The organism is Shewanella phaeophyticola, from assembly GCF_025398315.1.
Lineage (GTDB): Bacteria > Pseudomonadota > Gammaproteobacteria > Enterobacterales > Shewanellaceae > Shewanella > Shewanella phaeophyticola.
Genome location: NZ_JAODOQ010000001.1, coordinates 2,750,790 through 2,766,271 on the forward strand (window position 1 = coordinate 2,750,790; position 15,482 = coordinate 2,766,271).

Below are 15,482 nucleotides of genomic sequence, written 5' to 3' on the forward strand. Positions count from 1 at the left end.
GGTGCATCATTATTGTCAATACAATTATTGTCGATGCAGGCTCACGCGCTCACCATTGGTGAAGCCGCACCCGACTTCACCTTAAAAAATCAACAAGGCACTAACCTTAACTTAACCGAACAACGCGGTGAAATAATCTTAATCAACTTTTGGGCATCTTGGTGCGGCCTTGCCGTAAAGAAATGCCGGTACTGCAAAAGTTACAAGACAAGTATCAAGACTTAGGCGTGCAAGTTTGGGGCGTCAACGTTGAGCAAGAAAACCAGGCCGGTAAAGACTTTCTAGCCGATCTTGATTTGAGCTTCTCAATCTTTTTTGACCAAACCAACTCCTTGTCTAAAACCTATCAGGTTGAAGCCATGCCGACGACGGTGATGATTGATCGTAACGGCAAGGTGCGTTTTGTGTTTCAAGGCTATCAAGATGGCTATGAAAAAAAATACGCCGCCGCCATTAAACAGCTGATCAGAGAGTAAATCGATGATGACATTCACTTTATCACCTCGCCTCACCGCCTTGTCGCTTAAAGGCATCGCGCTACTCAGCCTAATTGGACTTAGTGGTTGCTCAAACATGGGTATTGAGCCCTGGGTTAAACCTTACGAGCGCCAAAACCTGGCCGACCCGATAATGCGCATGAATCGTCACCCAAGCGCCAGTATGCATGTGGCTCACGTACTTGAAGGCCGTGAATCAGCTCGTGGCGCTGAAGGCACCGGTGGAGGTGGTTGTGGTTGTAACTAAATGGCTTAATAACAGCGTCAAACTCTTCGCGGCAATATGCCTGGGTTTAACGACCTTAATGGCTCAAGCAGCTGTGCTCGATCCTGACCGCGCTGATGTGTTGTATCACAGCTACGAAGGGGGCGGCATGACCATTGATGGTGCATCCGTCATGTTGCGAAAAAAGGCGTCTGAATCGGTGGCGATTACCGCTTACTATTACTTGGACAGCATTTCATCAGCCTCTGTTGATGTGATCAGTACCGCCAGTCCGTACAGCGAAAAACGCCACGAAGGCCAAATCGGAATTGAATACTTACACGACAAAACCTTAATGTCGCTTAATTTACGTCAAAGTAATGAAGACGATTATTTAGCTCAATCATTTAGCATTAATGTGTCACAAGACACCTTTGGTGACTTAACCAATCTTAATTTGGGTTTGTCTTACGGCGACAACGAAATTAAGCGTAATGGCGATGACATCTTTGAAGAACAAAGTGAGCAATATCGTATTCGTGCAGGCATCAATCAAATTTTAACCCGCAACCTCACCGCCAGCCTCAACGTTGAAGCCATTGCCGACAGTGGTTATTTAAATAACCCTTATCGCACCGTGCGTTATGTCGACAACAGCGTTCCATCGGGTGTGGGGTATCAGGCTGAAGTGTATCCAGAAACCCGCAATTCGTTTGCGGCAAAATTATCGGCCAGTTACTTTTTACCTTATCGCGCAGCCTTGTTTTTTCACTACCGCCATTTTAACGACAGTTGGGAAATCACCGCCAGCGATGTTGAAGTGGGTTATCGACATCCCATTGGTGACAGCTTAGAGCTAGAGCTAAAAGTGCGTTACTACCAGCAAACTCAGGCGGAGTTTTACAGCGATTTATTCCCCTATCGTGACGCGCAAAATTATATGGCGCGCGACAAAGAGTTAAGTGACTTTAGCGACATTACCTACGGGCTTGGGATTACTTATCAGCTGCCAGCATCGGTATCATTTGGCGATACCCGCTCAGAGGCATCGCTTCAATGGGATTATATTGACTTTCAATACAATAATTTTAGGAACCCTAATGCAGAAGGCGGAGTCGGTAACGAACCCTTTTATGGCTTCTCTGCCAATGTGGTCCGCGCCTTTGTTAGCGTGTACTTTTAATGTGTGTATTTAATGTCATCGATAACATATTGACCCTACAACGAAATTGCCAAGGCCTTAACCCTATGACTACTGTGCGTAAATGTTGTGCATTTTTAACCCGCTTATTTGCTGTCACGGCACTGCTTACAGGCTTTTTGTCTATACCATTGCATGCTGAAGACGCCAATAAAGGCGCGCTGGCATCCGAGCTTGAAGACATTAAAAGCCAGGTGCTAAAGCTCAATCGCGATTTGTTTATTTTAGAAGAAGATTTACTGTTTCCGGCCAGCACTCAAATTGCGGTGTTTGTCTCGGTTGATGTAGGGCGTTTTCTTAAACTCGACAGTGTAGAACTTAAAATTGACGACAATAATGTCAGCGGTTTTTTATATACCGAGCGTCAACGTAAAGCATTAGAACAAGGCGGCATTCAACGTATTTACTTGGGTAATATCAAAACTGGTCCGCACCTGCTAACCGCTATTTTTACCGGTAACGATGCAGAAGGTCGCACAGTCCAACGCGCGATTAGCCATAACTTTGATAAAACCGATGAAACCGTGATGATTGAACTTAAAGTCGAAGACAGTGAATCAAGCTATCGCGCTGATATCAAAGTCGAACAGTGGGCGTTGTAAATCATAATGGCCGCCATCATTCAATCCGTTAATGCAAAGCAACCTTACCGCATTGGCCAACTTTTGCGCCCAATGAGCGCAGCTGCGCTATTAACTTGCGCGTTAACTTTATTTGCCCTCCCTGCAGTCCATGCAGCAGAGCAAACTGAGGGACGCACAACAGCTAAAACAGACTTAGAAGATAAATTCTATCGCCAAGCATTGTACTTTTACTTTGCGGGTGATTATGGCTCAGCACTGAGGCAAATTAGTTTAAACCGTCAACGTCAGGGCATAGATTCTGATCGCAGCCAGCTGTTTGAAGCTGGATTACAAGTGGCCATTGGGTTACACGACCAAGCCACACAAACCTTAGCGCAATTTGAACAAAACCAAACGGGCACAGCCAACAGCAGTCAAGCAAAATCAGCCACATCACCGCAAGAGTTGTTGTTAATTGCCTTGTTGCAATTAACCGAGCAACAAATTGATCAAGGCGACAATGTTAGCGCCCAGCTTACTCTAGGTAAAATTACCACAGTATTACCTGACTATCTTGAGCAATATCATATATTAAGCCAATTAGCTTATTGGCCAGCAACGCCACCATTAACCGCTCATGTGCAGCAAACAGCCGGTGCAGATGACGCGGTGCAGACTAATTCATCTGCCGCTTACATTGCCTTAAACCAGGCATTACTGTACATGGAGCAGCAACAATACAGCGCAGCTCAACCTATATTAATCGAGCTTAAAAACCAGCAATGGCAGGCTCCCGAGGTTAATTTTTGGCAAAAGCTGTTTAACCCGTTTACACAGCCCGATATTGTTGACGCCAACGACCAGCTAAAACCACAAGTACAAGATGCATTGTTGCAACAACAAGCGATTAACGACTACGCCAAATTATTACTGGCGCAGCTCTATGTTGCCAACCAGCAATACAATTTAGCCTACAAGGAGTTGGTTGATTTTCCGCAGCAAAGCCCTTATGCCGAATCGGCACTATTTTTGTTTGCCTATTCTGCCCAGCAACAACAGCAATATGACATGTCGTTCAAACTGTTGGCGTTATTACAACAGCAATACCCATACTCACATTTAGCCTGGCAAGCCGCATTGCTCAGCGCCAAACAAGTGAGTGAGCTGCAATCGTTAGCTCAGGGGTTAACCCTGTATCAGCAAGCTGAGCAGTTATATTTGCAAAAAATTGCCGAGCTAAAACAATTTGGCAAGACCTTCAACGACAGCAAAAACATCATGGACTTTGCGGCTAAAGCTGAAGATGAGCAAAACGCCTTATTAACACCAAAGTCAGATGTACTCGCGCTTATGTTAACCCAGCGCTTCAACACCGACGCCCCTTGGCTTAAAAAGGCATTAAACGATCCGTTACTGGCAACCGATTACCAAACCCTGCTAAACCTTGAGTTACTCAGCGACAATATCAAAACCCAGCAAGCAAATAGCCAATGGCTTAAAGACACGCTAACACTCAACAGTCAACGCCAAGCTAGGGTTAAAGAACAGCAAAAGCAATTGGCTTACCGTGAGATGATCCAAAGCTTAACGGCGCAAAAGCAGCGTATCGCGGATATTATCGCCCAGGCAGAAATCGAGCAAAACCCACAGGTGTTTGCCAACCCAACGCAGCAACAATGGTTAAATCGTATTGATGCCAGCCAAGCCACGCTAAATAAATTGGCTTCACAACGTAATACCGATGATGAGCAGCTGCGACTCAATAGAATCAAAGGTGTGTTGCAATGGCAGTTACAAAGCACATTCCCACAACAGCTTTGGCAACATAAACAAAGTCTTAAACAATTATCTGAACAACTCGTTCTGCTTGAGCAGCAAGCCAGTCGCTTTAGTGATTTATCCACTAACCCACGCTTACTGTCTGACTTTGGCGTACGCCAACAGCAAACACAAACCGACATCAACAAAATGACCTTGAATATCGAGGCGTTGAGTCTCAAAACCAGCCGAGAGATCCGCGGCAAGATCAGTATTTTTACCCAGCAACAGCAATATACATTAGAGCAATTATTGCTCACCAGCCGTCATCAAATGGCCAATGTATTAGAGCAAATGGCGCAAGCTGACAACATATCATCCCCTGCTTCAGGTGTTGATAGCGCTTCACAAGGAGCGCGCTAATGTCTACCTCATCTTATGCATCAAGCGTGTTGATTATCGTCAGTGGTATGCTGTTATCGGGTTGTTTTAGTAGTGGGCAAACTGATTATAACCAACAAGCCAAACGAGTACAGTTTGAGTGATTTAGCCAATAAAACGAGCAGCGAACAAGTCGCCGCCGTCGAAATGAGCCAACAGCAACGAAGCGCCGCTTTGGCTGGGATTTATCAACAATTATTGACCTTAGAGCCCGATCCAGAAGTGCGCACGCATGTGGAATATCGCCTGGCGCAAATTAATACTGAATCCTTTGAAGCCCAATCTTATGCTGATTTAGGCGATGAGTTAACTGATCCAGCACAAGCCGACAGTCAGGTATTGGCTCAGCTCAGTAAAAACGATGCCGCATTGCAGCAATTAATTGAGCAATACCAGCAGCTACTGCAACGCTATCCGCAGCATGCTGAAAATGAACATTTACGCTACCAATTAGCTAAAGCGCTCGACTTACAAGGTAATCTAGGCGCTAGCCTGGCGCAGGTTGAATTACTATTAAGCCAATATCCTCAAACCGATTATCTGGCTGAACTGAACTTTAGGCGCGGCGAAATTTACTACAATTTGCAAAATTACATTGCGGCTATTCAAGCCTATAAACAGGTATTAACAGCCAACAATAATCAAAAATATCAGCTCAATAGTTTGTATATGCTTGGTTGGTCTGAATTTAAGCTCAACCGACTCGCTAATGCCGATAATGCATTTTTACAGGTATTTGAAGCACTGGTTGCTAGCCAACAAAATAACCCACAAGTGACCAAGTTAACCGCGGATGATTTTGCTTTTGAAAAGCTTGGCAGCCGCGCGCAAAACCTGGCCATCGACACGCAACGAGTGCTGAGTATTTCATTAAGCCAACAACTGCAATCACAGTCATTGGTGGCATTAGTGAATGACAATCAATCGCTACCCTATATTGGTTTATATCAACATGTGTTATTTGCCAACTTAGCCACCTTTTTACTCGACAAAAAGCTCGACCATGATGCAGAGTTAACTTACCAAGCTTATATCGACTTTGCCCCAAATCATATCTGGGCGGCGCGCTTTTCACTGGACTTACTCGACCTGCTCCAGCAGCAGGGTAAATTTGCCGCCATGCATAAACTTAAAAATGATTATGTAAAACAATATGGTTTAAATAGCGCCTTTTGGCTAAATGCTTCAACGGCACACCAAAGTGAATTATTACCGCATTTACTCAACTTTAGTGACGAGCACAGCCGCCGTTTATATGCCAACGCTCAAACCTTGCAAGGCAATGAGCGTATTAACGCCTTTGCCCAAGCTGCAGGCGCATTAAACACTTATTTGCAGCTGGCCCAATTGCCTCAAGCCAAGCCATTACTAAGCAAAGACATTATTCACGACCAGTATCTTTTTGCTGATGCAAACTATGAAGCCAAGCAGTATCAAGCTTCGCTAGACAGCTATTACACCATTGCGTATGAGCCAACTGATGCTGAGGCATCAACAGCGTTAAGCCAAATACAGCAGCAATCAGCCTACGCCACAACCGTGACCATACGTGAGCTGATCTCACAGCAAAGTCCAACTGCTATTGAAGTTGTCACACCATTGATTAGCAAACGTAATCAATTAGATAAACAATTTATTAAACAATATCCGCAAGATGAACGCGCCTTACAATTGGCCGGCAATGCGGCGCAATATTCATTTGACAGCCAAGACTGCGTTAGCTTGAAATACTTTACCGATTTTGTCTTACAAGCTCATGGCATAGCACCACTGACTGCGAGCTCTAGCGCAGCACAAATGGCAACGCCATTATCAGACACTGCCCGTAAACAAGTGCAGTTTGTCAGCCAACTGTATGCCAATAGCCTGTATCAACAAGAGCAATATGCGCAGGCAGAAGACGCTTACGTGCTTGCGCTACAATACACAGATAACAGCACTACCGCCTGGAGCGAAATGCGCAACTTACTGGCCTCGAGTATTTACTTTCAAGCCCAGGCCGTTAAACAAACTGAGCCACTATTGGCTGTTAGTCAGTTATTGCGCGTCGCTCAAGTGGTGCCAGAATCACAATATGCAGTAAACGCAGAACTGGATGCCGCTAACCTTTTGCTAGAACAACAGCGCTGGCAACAAGCCATTGATGTGTTAAAACCGTTTCAAAAACAACATCCAAACCATGAGTTTAGCGCGGCAATTCCGGCAAAGTTAGCCCAGTCATACGAAGCGTTAGCCCAGTGGGACTTAGCCGCAGAGCAATTATTAATTATTGTGGCCAACGAGCAACCAGGCCGTTAAAGCGTGAAGCACAATACACCGCAGCCGAATATTATTTAAAAGCAGGCGATCGCAATAACGCTCTCACCACATTCAGAAGCTATGCAAAAACTTACCCACAACCATTCGATGTGGCTCAAGAAGTGCGCTTTAAAATGAGTGAATTTTATCGCCAAAGCGGTGAAGCCAATAAACAATATTACTGGTTTAGACAAATACTTAGCTTTGATCGCCAGCAACGACAAAGTGATGCCAACGCCATTCAAGCCCGCCAGGTCGAGCTCGGCTCAATTGCCGCCTTTGCGTTAGGCGAAGCAGAGCAGCGAAGCTTTGCGGCCATTAAGCTCAATGCGCCACTGCAAAAAAGCTTAAAGCGTAAACAAGACGCCATGAAAAAAGCCATTAATTACTACCAACAGGTACTTGGTTTTCAATTAGCTAAATACGTGCCGCATGCCACTTATAATCTAGCAGAAATGTACCGTCAATTGGCAAGCGACATGATGAACTCTCAGCGCCCTAACGATTTAGATGAGCTTGCCCTTGAAGAGTACGAAATCTTACTCGAAGAACTCGCCTACCCGTTTGAAGAAAAAGCCATCGACATCCACATCAGTAACGCACAGCGGGCATGGGAAGATATTGTTGATCAATGGGTTGATAAAAGCTTTACCCGCCTGGCAGAGATGTCTCCAGCCCTATACCAAAAATCAGAATTAACACATGAGGTTATCGATGCGATCCATTAAATCATTATCAACCTCAGCCATGGGCTAAGTGCATTTATCGCCTTGTTCTGTGCGATGTTTTTAGCCAGTTGCAGCACGGCGCCAAATAGTAATGATGCCAATACGCCAAGCCGCGCAGCATCATCGGATACCGCTGAACAACACATTGTCGACATGGTTAATATCACTCACAAAGACGCCAATACTACTTTAACCGCGATTGCCGACAAACAAGATCAGCGCAACGTGTACCTTGAACAAGCATCGCTTCGTTTAGCCGAAGTCCCTGCGGCAGTGTTAGCACAATATCAGCAAGCAATTAACGCGATGAAAAACCAGCAATGGCAAAACGCTAATAGCCTGTTTGATAATGTCATCGCAACTCAGCCACAGTTATCGGGGGCTTACGTCAATAAAGCCATCATAGCAATTAACCAACAATCTTTTGATCAAGCAGATGCATTATTAGATCAGGCCATTAAGGCCAACAGCAGTAACCCATACGCGCATCAAATTAAGGCCAATATTGCCAGACAACAAGGCCAATATGCCCAGGCTGAACAGGGCTATTTAACCGCACTAACATTGTGGCCGCAGTATCCTCAGGCTCAAATCAATTTAGCGATGTTATTAGAGCTTTATCGCGGTAAGTTATTACAAGCAAGGCAGTTTTATTTGGCTTACTTAGCCAATCAACCAGACGATGAACAAGCAAAGCGCTGGCTTGCTGGCGTCGAAATTAAAATTCAACGAGCAGGGTTAACCCTACCCGATAATACCAACGGAGCAGGCTAATATGAACACGATAAAAGCGTTGCAATTGACTGCTGTTTGTTTGTGTTGGGCGTCGGCTATTCAAACAAGTTTTGCCAATGAAGCCGACAAGCCAAACACAACGGCGGTAAACAACAAGCCGGTGGTAATCGAAAGCCAAGTCACGGGTTCTCAAGAGCAACCTAAAGTGCTGTACATCATGCCGTGGCAAGGGATTACCCATCCTATAGACATCAATAACAACGACATGCAGCTCACCCTGCCTGAATTTAAACCCATAAACCCCAAAGCATTTAGGCAACAGGTGAGAGACTTTGCCAATAGCAATCAACAGACAAAGTAAGCCCAATAAAATAAATACAGCTAAACACCAAAATACCTTAACAATCTGAGTCACAAGATAATTGCCCCATGCAGCCATAAACACCTGGGGACAAACAACAAAAATAGAAGGAACATCACATGAGTTTTACCGACCATATCATTGCGTTTTTACAAAATGGTGGCTCATTTATCTACCCTATCGCGTTAGTGTTAGTGATCGGTTTAGCCATTACCATTGAACGCTGGTTATATTTAAGCTCAGCGCATCGCACTAACCAAAAAGCATTTTCGTTGATAAAAAACGCCCTCAAAACAGGCGACGTTAATACCATTAGTCAACATGCACAAAACCATAAAGCACCCGTGTTTGACGTATTGCAGTCAGGTATTGCGCGCATATCAAGTGCCAGCCGCCGTGAAGATGTTGAATACGCCATGGAAGAAACCGTAATGGAATACATGCTACGCCTTGAAAAACGCACGCCATTTATTGCCACACTGGCGAATATCGCAACGTTACTCGGTTTGTTAGGTACTATTATGGGCTTAATTGCGGCGTTCTCTGCCGTTGCCAGCGCCGATCCTGCAGAAAAAGCCAACTTATTGTCATCGAGTATTTCGGTGGCGATGAACACCACTGCATTTGGTTTGATCACCGCTATCCCACTGATTTTATTTCACTCTAGCCTGCAAACTAAAACGGCCACCATTGTTGACTCAATTGAAATGGCAGGCATCAAACTGCTTAATTCGTTGTCATTTAACCAGCAAACGGATAACTACCGAGGTTAATGAGTATGAGACGCCACCGTCGCCCCAATACCCAAGATGCAGAACTGGATATCACCTCATTTATGAATTTGATGATAGTGTTAGTGCCAGTGTTACTGCTGAGTTTGGTGTTCTCACAAGTGCGCATTCTTAACTTACAACTGCCGGTGTTAACCGAAGAAGAACAAGCACAAGATGAACAAGAACCCAAAATACTCGAATTAGTGATTACCCCTAGCCGCTTAACCCTTAACTATCCGGCGGGTATGGCACTTAAACAATTTGACATAACAGAGACAGGCTATGACTTTGCCGCCCTGTCGGTGTACCTGCAAGATTTAAAACTGACATTTCAGCAGCAAGGCATAGAGAAAAACGACATTGTATTACTGCTAGACCCAGCCATTGACTACCAAACCATCGTATCGGCCATGGACACAGTTCGCTCATTTAAAGCCGTAGTTGCCGCTAATTTGGTTGATGCAGAGTTGTTTCCAATGGTCTCACTTGGGGATGCTCCCGCGGTCAGTGACTCAGAGTCACAGACCACTATTGGACAACCAATAGGAGCCAAGCAATGATGAAACAATCGGCCAGAAGCCGCAGATTAGTTAAACATCACAAACGCTTAAAAGCGGGTAGTAAGCTTAACCTTGTCGCGTTAATGGACATTTTCACGATTTTAGTGTTTTTCTTAATTGTGAATCAGTCTGAAGTGCGTGTATTGCAAAATATCGAAAAGCTCAGCTTGCCAGTGTCTGTCGCTGAAACCTTGCCCGTTGAAAACCTGGTTATCACAGTCATCGCCGACACAGTGTTAGTACAAGAGCGGGCTATTTGGCAAAAAAGTGAAGATGGACAAGGACTCACTGAACAAGAAAACCCTGAGTTTATTGAAACCTTAACCACTGAGCTCACCTACCAGGCCAGTAAGCGCACCGAACTGACTGAAACCGAACAGCAAAATGGCCGCGCGGTCACCATTATTGGCGATGCTGCAACACCTTATGTGGTGTTAAAGCAAATAATGGCAGCCTGTGCAACAACGGGGTATCGTGATATTTCGTTAGCGGTTGAACAACAGGCTAAACAAGCTGATGGGGAGAGCTAACATGACTACAGCTACCCTTGGAACAGCTCAACTTAATCAGCACACAAGTAATAGCTTTAATGATTTAGGCGACTTATTTAAACCCAGCAAACAAGACAAACTGTTTAAACAGATTTTGTGGGTGCTGTTGTTGGTTTATTTGGTGTTTGCCGTTGTGGTGCCCATGCTTGAACAAGTTGAACTGCCACGAGAAGTTAAAGAGCAAGTGCCGCCACAGCTGGCGAAAATCATCTTACAAGAAAAGCAGTTACCGCCACCGGTTAAACCTGAAGTGAAGCCACCGGAGCCAGAACCGCTGCCTGAGCCAGAGCCGGCTCCGCCTGAAGACAAGGTAGTCGAGAAGCCAATTGAGCCTGTGGTAAAACCTCAAGTTGTGCAACCCACAACCCGTGAGGCAGCCAAAGAAAAAGCCAGCACATCAGGCTTAGCCGCCATGAAAGATGAGTTATTTTCGATGCGTGAAGCCTTTGATGTTACCCCGACGGCGCAGCGTAAGCTTGATCAAACCACGAGCCAAGAGGTCAAAGTAAAACGTGACCTACTCGCCGGTGCAGCCAATAAACAAACTGATAATTTGGCAAAATCAACCATTAGCCAAACGGTGTCATCTGGCTCGCTGAGCGGTAACGAAACCCAACAAATTCGTCTCGCAAAAGAAGAAGTGTTAGCCAGTCAGGGCGCCGCGGCTGAACAGGCCAGCCAGGCAAGTCATGCTGGTCAACGTTCAGAGGCTGCTCTTAGACGCACCTTAGAAGCCAATAAATCACGGCTTTATTCACTCTACAACCGCGCCTTAAGAAAAGATCCCTTTTTAAAAGGCAAAGTGATGTTTGAAATTGTCATTCAACCTAATGGCAGTATCAGCAAGGTGACGATTAAATCGAGCGAACTTAACGATGCTAAATTAGAGCGTCAATTAACCTTGGTGCTCCGTTCAATCACTTTCCCAGCTGAAAAAGTCGCGGTAATGACCACCATTTGGGCCATTGACTTCTTTCCAAGCTAAACAACTTTATCGACTAGTTTTAAGCCGTAAAAAAGCAGGTAATGAAATACCCATTACCTGCTTTTTTATCGTTAGAATATAAAAATTAATGATTTTCGTGACTATCATGATGTGAAGATACCGTCACTTCAGCAACATCTGCAGGTGTTACCTTTTCAGCGGTGATTATCGGTTGATTGCGCACACACATCAACGCCTCGTTAAATACTCTGCAAGTACCTTTAAATAAATCACCATGGGCATTAGTGTAAGCACATTGCTGAGTTTTAACCGCATCAGCACAGGCATCCCAAGGCGCTTTAAAAACATGTTCTTCATGTGCAAAAGCAGATAACGTTGAGGTTAATGCCAGTACTAAAGCCATTGTCAATAACTTAAAATGGGGCATCATTGTGCTATCTCACCCGCAAAGCAACCAATAAAAGTATTTTCACCCGCACCCGCTGCATGATAATGGTAACCGCGTGTATCATCACTGTGCCCACGGCATTCGTCTAAATCAGTGTCTTCTTCACCACTTTGATTAAGCATGCTGTAAATAGCAAAACCGTCCATTGCATAGGCAAACGCGCCACCATGACCATCACTTTCATAATCAATCGCAGGGCAAGTCCCATCCCCATGGTTAGCACCATGATAATGATAACCAGCAACGGGGTTAACATGGCCAACGCAATCATCAAATGCGGCAATAGTATAAGCACTTAAAATAGCTTGAGTAGGCGCAGCAACAGCAAGGTTTACGCCATTAAATGCGACACCGACATTGTCACTGCTAATATCTGCAGGGTTATCTCGTAACACTGGCGTGACAGGTATTAAGTAGGTGCTAGAAACCCCCTCACTAGCAACGTCACTGTAATAACTGATTTCACATTGCACACAAAAGTTATTGTATTCGGCCGCCGCATTGTAGCCTTGCTGCGGCTTCACAAGCCACTTGAGTGTCGGTGATATTCACTAAGCCCGTGTCTTTATCATAGAGTTGCCATTTACTGTCACCGTAAAATACACTCAAGTTAGACACGAACGAGCCCGTTAGATCATATAACACACCACCATCAAACCACTTACCTGCATCATCTGCTGTGGTTTCTATAGATTCAGGGCAGAATGGCTCCAATTCATTTCTATCAGCAGGAAAACCATTAACAGTCACGGAATAACAAATGCTGGCATCACCATTAGACAAGGTACAATCGACTATCTCTATTGACTCTAGTGAATTGAGTGCAAATACAGAGGGATCAACAACAACGATGTTATCTATAATCTCATCAACTTCAGTTTCCACCGTATCCGTTACCGTTTCCGTCACTGCGTCTGCGACACTGTCTGTTGTGTCATCCGTCCCGCAGCCTGCAAACAATAACGAACAACAAACCACTAAGCCTAGAGTTGACTTTATTTGCATTGCACTACATCCCAATTTATTGTGTTTATAGATACTGGTCATGACTCTACTAAACAACTATGCATAAACGGTGCAGTAAATAAGTATTTTTAACGACAACTCAACATATTATTGAATTAACTTAACATTTTATTTTTTGCATATTTATATCCACTGTCTTTGTGTTGTAAGACTAAACATAAATAAGAAGATAGGAATAACGAATAACAGTAACCTAATCTTTGCTGAAAACCGCACAATCACGGCCATTTTCTTTTGCCAAATACAAAGCTTCATCAGCTCGTTTTAGCCAAGTATCTGCTGTTGTTCCTTTGACCCAAGATGCAACACCAAAAGACACGGTAATCTCTTGGCCATCAGGTGTTTTTAATTCATTTTTGATAGCTGTTCGAAGATGTTGAATAAATGCTTGTGGTTGCTTATTGGAATCAGAGATGAGTAATACAAACTCTTCTCCGCCAAACCGATAAAGACGATCGTGTTTACGAATATGAGTAGTCGTAATGGTTACAAAATCTTTTAATACTTTGTCACCCACCGCATGACCAAATTTATCATTGATTTTTTTAAAGAAATCTAAATCTAAAATAGCTAATACATGACTAACGCCTTGACGTTCAGCAAGGGCTAACGCGGCCTGAATATCTGTACTCATTGCACGACGATTTAAGGCTCCGGTAAGCGGGTCAACGCTATTGAGGGTTTCGAGTAAGCTAAATTGTTTTGCTCCGTGACTGGCATAAACAAAAGCGCTCATTGATAACATAATGATTGTGACAACAAATGAGTTGAGCGATACCGTTTCAAAAATATCTGATAACGCTAGTAAAGATAGGCAAGCAACAAGATTAATAATAAACGCTTCTATCGGTCTAACTAAAATAAATGTACTTGCAAAAACAGGATAAACCCATAAAAAGCTACCTGTACCATTCGCTACCACGATAGTGACGACACCAGCATTAATAAATATCGCCAATATGGCGCTAACCAAGCGAATTTGCTTAGCCTTATGCGCATAAGCAACAAGGGATACAATCCCAATAACTAGCGTCATATCGATTATTGCAGCAACATAATTGTGCTCAAGAAAACGAATAACCACAAACGGAAAAACACCCAGTACAGCAACAATACTGAGAAGCAGTAAAAGCGACAATTGATATTTTTCTTGCAACTGATTGATCATAACGCTCTCGCCATAAATAAAAAAACAGTCAAGCTCATCAATCGATACGTTGCCGTTTACAACACTTTATCGTCAGTATCATTAATGTTTTATTTGTAGTTCATTCTTAGTCTAACGACTGCATAACTATATTATGCAAAAGTAACATTAGAAGACAGTGTTATATGCACATCTTGTAAGCAATGTTACAGAGCCAAAAAGTAAACCATTAGAATATATGATAACGGGAGTTTATTGCTGCGTGACGACATTAATACAAAGATAACACCATACTGAGTATCATGCCGTTTTGGTGGCAATAAGCTTAGCGCAAAAATGTCAAAATATGACCTTTAAATGCTTCTGGTAAATAATCTGTGTGTAATGGTTTTTGATGAACAGAACTAAAGCCTAGCTCAATCATTTTGGTTGACAGCTTGTTTTTTTTACCGCGGCCAGGATTCACTAAAATCACTTCGCAAACATCATTGGCATGGGCATTAATAAAGTGAGCTAACAACTCAACATGCTCATCTTCGTATAATAAATCGCTGCCAATAATTAAATCGAACAACCCCAAATGATCTTGATCACTGGCTCAGTCAGCTTGTTCATAATGAATCGGTTTGTCTTGGTTTAGCTCAGTATTTCGCAGCAAAAACTTTCCCACCTCAGGGTGATAATCTGTCGCGGTGATGTCAGCATGACGTTTGTTTAATAACAAACTGCTCAATGCCATGCCGCAACCTATCTCAAGTATGCGTTTATTGCCGGTGTGATAATCATCAATATGATGCGCAAGTACTAGACTTGATGGCCACACAACACCAAAAAGCGGCCACGTAGCAGAGGATATACCCAATTTTTCGGCCATACCATTAGGATCATAAAACTCTTGTTTATCACGTAATGTGCAAAGATGGATATCAATTGGAGTCAAACTCAACCGTTTGATAACTTAAGCGAAGACTTGTCATTTGACGGCCTTTTAGTAATGAATGGCCAAGTATCAGGGATAAAAAACAAAAAGTATGATTAACCAGACTATAGCAATCTAATGGAAAGACAATCTATTTAATCTCAACCGCAAATATCAAATGACGATTCACTTTAAGCGATACCCCCCAATACTTATCCGTCAGCAAGGTTGTCGATGGCCGTTTTATTAAAAGATAACGCTAAACATCACAACATTACTAACCTACTTTTTCAGACTCAATTTTGGGCTCTCATGGCACTTCAAC

19 protein-coding genes and 1 pseudogene are annotated in these 15,482 nt (G+C 43.7%); 14 read left to right on the plus strand and 6 right to left on the minus strand.

The window, feature by feature from the left end:
• The first annotated feature begins 33 nt into the window (after positions 1–33).
• The 14 genes and pseudogenes from N4T56_RS12740 (at position 34) to N4T56_RS12805 (ending at position 11,656) form a co-directional block, all read left to right on the plus strand.
• Positions 34–476: pseudogene (locus N4T56_RS12740) on the plus strand (TlpA family protein disulfide reductase).
• Between the two features lie 7 nt (positions 477–483).
• On the plus strand, positions 484–744 hold the full coding sequence (locus N4T56_RS12745) for a DUF4266 domain-containing protein (protein ID WP_261734822.1): 261 nt from the start codon (positions 484–486) through the stop codon (positions 742–744).
• Positions 731–1,885, plus strand: a complete 1,155-nt coding sequence (locus tag N4T56_RS12750) for a DUF3570 domain-containing protein (protein ID WP_261733495.1) — start codon at positions 731–733, stop codon at positions 1,883–1,885. Before N4T56_RS12745 ends, N4T56_RS12750 begins: the two co-directional genes overlap by 14 nt.
• A 65-nt stretch (positions 1,886–1,950) precedes the next feature.
• Positions 1,951–2,505 carry an AraC family transcriptional regulator gene (locus N4T56_RS12755; RefSeq protein ID WP_261733496.1) on the plus strand — a complete coding sequence of 185 codons (555 nt, stop codon included), beginning with the start codon at positions 1,951–1,953 and terminating at the stop codon, positions 2,503–2,505.
• A 6-nt stretch (positions 2,506–2,511) separates the two neighbouring features.
• Positions 2,512–4,647 carry a hypothetical protein gene (locus N4T56_RS12760; protein ID WP_261733497.1) on the plus strand — a complete coding sequence of 712 codons (2,136 nt, stop codon included), beginning with the start codon at positions 2,512–2,514 and terminating at the stop codon, positions 4,645–4,647.
• Entirely contained in the window at positions 4,647–4,769 is a 123-nt protein-coding gene (locus tag N4T56_RS12765; protein ID WP_261733498.1) for a hypothetical protein, read from the plus strand. The genes N4T56_RS12760 and N4T56_RS12765 overlap by 1 nt, the downstream gene beginning before the upstream one ends.
• Positions 4,762–6,963, plus strand: a complete 2,202-nt coding sequence (locus N4T56_RS12770) for a hypothetical protein (RefSeq protein WP_261733499.1) — start codon at positions 4,762–4,764, stop codon at positions 6,961–6,963. The genes N4T56_RS12765 and N4T56_RS12770 overlap by 8 nt, the downstream gene beginning before the upstream one ends.
• The gene (locus N4T56_RS12775; protein ID WP_261733500.1) at positions 6,903–7,691 is read left to right on the plus strand and encodes a hypothetical protein; all 789 of its coding nucleotides are present in this window, start codon (positions 6,903–6,905) and stop codon (positions 7,689–7,691) included. Before N4T56_RS12770 ends, N4T56_RS12775 begins: the two co-directional genes overlap by 61 nt.
• A gap of 54 nt (positions 7,692–7,745) precedes the next feature.
• Positions 7,746–8,465 carry a tetratricopeptide repeat protein gene (locus tag N4T56_RS12780; RefSeq protein WP_261733501.1) on the plus strand — a complete coding sequence of 240 codons (720 nt, stop codon included), beginning with the start codon at positions 7,746–7,748 and terminating at the stop codon, positions 8,463–8,465.
• Position 8,466: 1 nt separating this feature from the next.
• The gene (locus tag N4T56_RS12785; protein WP_261733502.1) at positions 8,467–8,787 is read left to right on the plus strand and encodes a hypothetical protein; all 321 of its coding nucleotides are present in this window, start codon (positions 8,467–8,469) and stop codon (positions 8,785–8,787) included.
• Between the two features lie 119 nt (positions 8,788–8,906).
• Positions 8,907–9,560, plus strand: coding sequence for a MotA/TolQ/ExbB proton channel family protein (locus N4T56_RS12790; RefSeq protein ID WP_261733503.1), 654 nt, complete (start codon positions 8,907–8,909; stop codon positions 9,558–9,560).
• Positions 9,561–9,565: 5 nt separating this feature from the next.
• Positions 9,566–10,120 carry a biopolymer transporter ExbD gene (locus N4T56_RS12795; RefSeq protein WP_261733504.1) on the plus strand — a complete coding sequence of 185 codons (555 nt, stop codon included), beginning with the start codon at positions 9,566–9,568 and terminating at the stop codon, positions 10,118–10,120.
• Positions 10,117–10,650, plus strand: coding sequence for an ExbD/TolR family protein (locus tag N4T56_RS12800; protein ID WP_261733505.1), 534 nt, complete (start codon positions 10,117–10,119; stop codon positions 10,648–10,650). Before N4T56_RS12795 ends, N4T56_RS12800 begins: the two co-directional genes overlap by 4 nt.
• Before the next feature lies 1 nt (position 10,651).
• Positions 10,652–11,656, plus strand: coding sequence for an AgmX/PglI C-terminal domain-containing protein (locus tag N4T56_RS12805; RefSeq protein WP_261733506.1), 1,005 nt, complete (start codon positions 10,652–10,654; stop codon positions 11,654–11,656).
• A gap of 85 nt (positions 11,657–11,741) precedes the next feature.
• Here N4T56_RS12805 and N4T56_RS12810 read toward each other — a convergent pair whose 3' ends face one another.
• The 6 genes from N4T56_RS12810 to N4T56_RS22525 all read right to left on the minus strand — a co-directional run bounded on the left by N4T56_RS12810 (position 11,742) and on the right by N4T56_RS22525 (position 15,178).
• Positions 11,742–12,020, minus strand: a complete 279-nt coding sequence (locus N4T56_RS12810; protein ID WP_261733507.1) for a hypothetical protein — start codon at positions 12,018–12,020, stop codon at positions 11,742–11,744.
• 23 nt (positions 12,021–12,043) lie between these two features.
• Positions 12,044–12,589, minus strand: a complete 546-nt coding sequence (locus tag N4T56_RS12815; RefSeq protein ID WP_261733508.1) for a YHYH protein — start codon at positions 12,587–12,589, stop codon at positions 12,044–12,046.
• Entirely contained in the window at positions 12,546–13,070 is a 525-nt protein-coding gene (locus N4T56_RS12820; protein ID WP_261733509.1) for a hypothetical protein, read from the minus strand. Before N4T56_RS12820 ends, N4T56_RS12815 begins: the two co-directional genes overlap by 44 nt.
• 214 nt (positions 13,071–13,284) lie before the next feature.
• A complete protein-coding gene (locus tag N4T56_RS12825; RefSeq protein WP_261733510.1) occupies positions 13,285–14,259 on the minus strand; it encodes a GGDEF domain-containing protein in 975 nt (324 codons plus the stop codon).
• Between the two features lie 304 nt (positions 14,260–14,563).
• On the minus strand, positions 14,564–14,812 hold the full coding sequence (locus N4T56_RS22520) for a class I SAM-dependent methyltransferase (protein ID WP_315903049.1): 249 nt from the start codon (positions 14,810–14,812) through the stop codon (positions 14,564–14,566).
• Positions 14,813–14,836: 24 nt separating this feature from the next.
• Complete coding sequence (locus N4T56_RS22525; protein ID WP_315903050.1) at positions 14,837–15,178, minus strand: class I SAM-dependent methyltransferase; 342 nt, start codon at positions 15,176–15,178, stop codon at positions 14,837–14,839.
• Positions 15,179–15,482 lie beyond the last annotated feature (304 nt).

Coding starts and splice junctions, on each gene's coding strand:
- N4T56_RS12745 (WP_261734822.1), top strand. CDS start 484: ATGACATTCACTTTATCACCTCGCCTCACCGCCTTGTCGCTTAAAGGC.
- N4T56_RS12755 (WP_261733496.1), top strand. CDS start 1,951: ATGACTACTGTGCGTAAATGTTGTGCATTTTTAACCCGCTTATTTGCT.
- N4T56_RS12760 (WP_261733497.1), top strand. CDS start 2,512: ATGGCCGCCATCATTCAATCCGTTAATGCAAAGCAACCTTACCGCATT.
- N4T56_RS12765 (WP_261733498.1), top strand. CDS start 4,647: ATGTCTACCTCATCTTATGCATCAAGCGTGTTGATTATCGTCAGTGGT.
- N4T56_RS12780 (WP_261733501.1), top strand. CDS start 7,746: ATGTTTTTAGCCAGTTGCAGCACGGCGCCAAATAGTAATGATGCCAAT.
- N4T56_RS12785 (WP_261733502.1), top strand. CDS start 8,467: ATGAACACGATAAAAGCGTTGCAATTGACTGCTGTTTGTTTGTGTTGG.
- N4T56_RS12790 (WP_261733503.1), top strand. CDS start 8,907: ATGAGTTTTACCGACCATATCATTGCGTTTTTACAAAATGGTGGCTCA.
- N4T56_RS12795 (WP_261733504.1), top strand. CDS start 9,566: ATGAGACGCCACCGTCGCCCCAATACCCAAGATGCAGAACTGGATATC.
- N4T56_RS12800 (WP_261733505.1), top strand. CDS start 10,117: ATGATGAAACAATCGGCCAGAAGCCGCAGATTAGTTAAACATCACAAA.
- N4T56_RS12805 (WP_261733506.1), top strand. CDS start 10,652: ATGACTACAGCTACCCTTGGAACAGCTCAACTTAATCAGCACACAAGT.
- N4T56_RS12810 (WP_261733507.1), bottom strand. CDS start 12,020: ATGGCTTTAGTACTGGCATTAACCTCAACGTTATCTGCTTTTGCACAT.
- N4T56_RS12820 (WP_261733509.1), bottom strand. CDS start 13,070: ATGCAAATAAAGTCAACTCTAGGCTTAGTGGTTTGTTGTTCGTTATTG.
- N4T56_RS12825 (WP_261733510.1), bottom strand. CDS start 14,259: ATGATCAATCAGTTGCAAGAAAAATATCAATTGTCGCTTTTACTGCTT.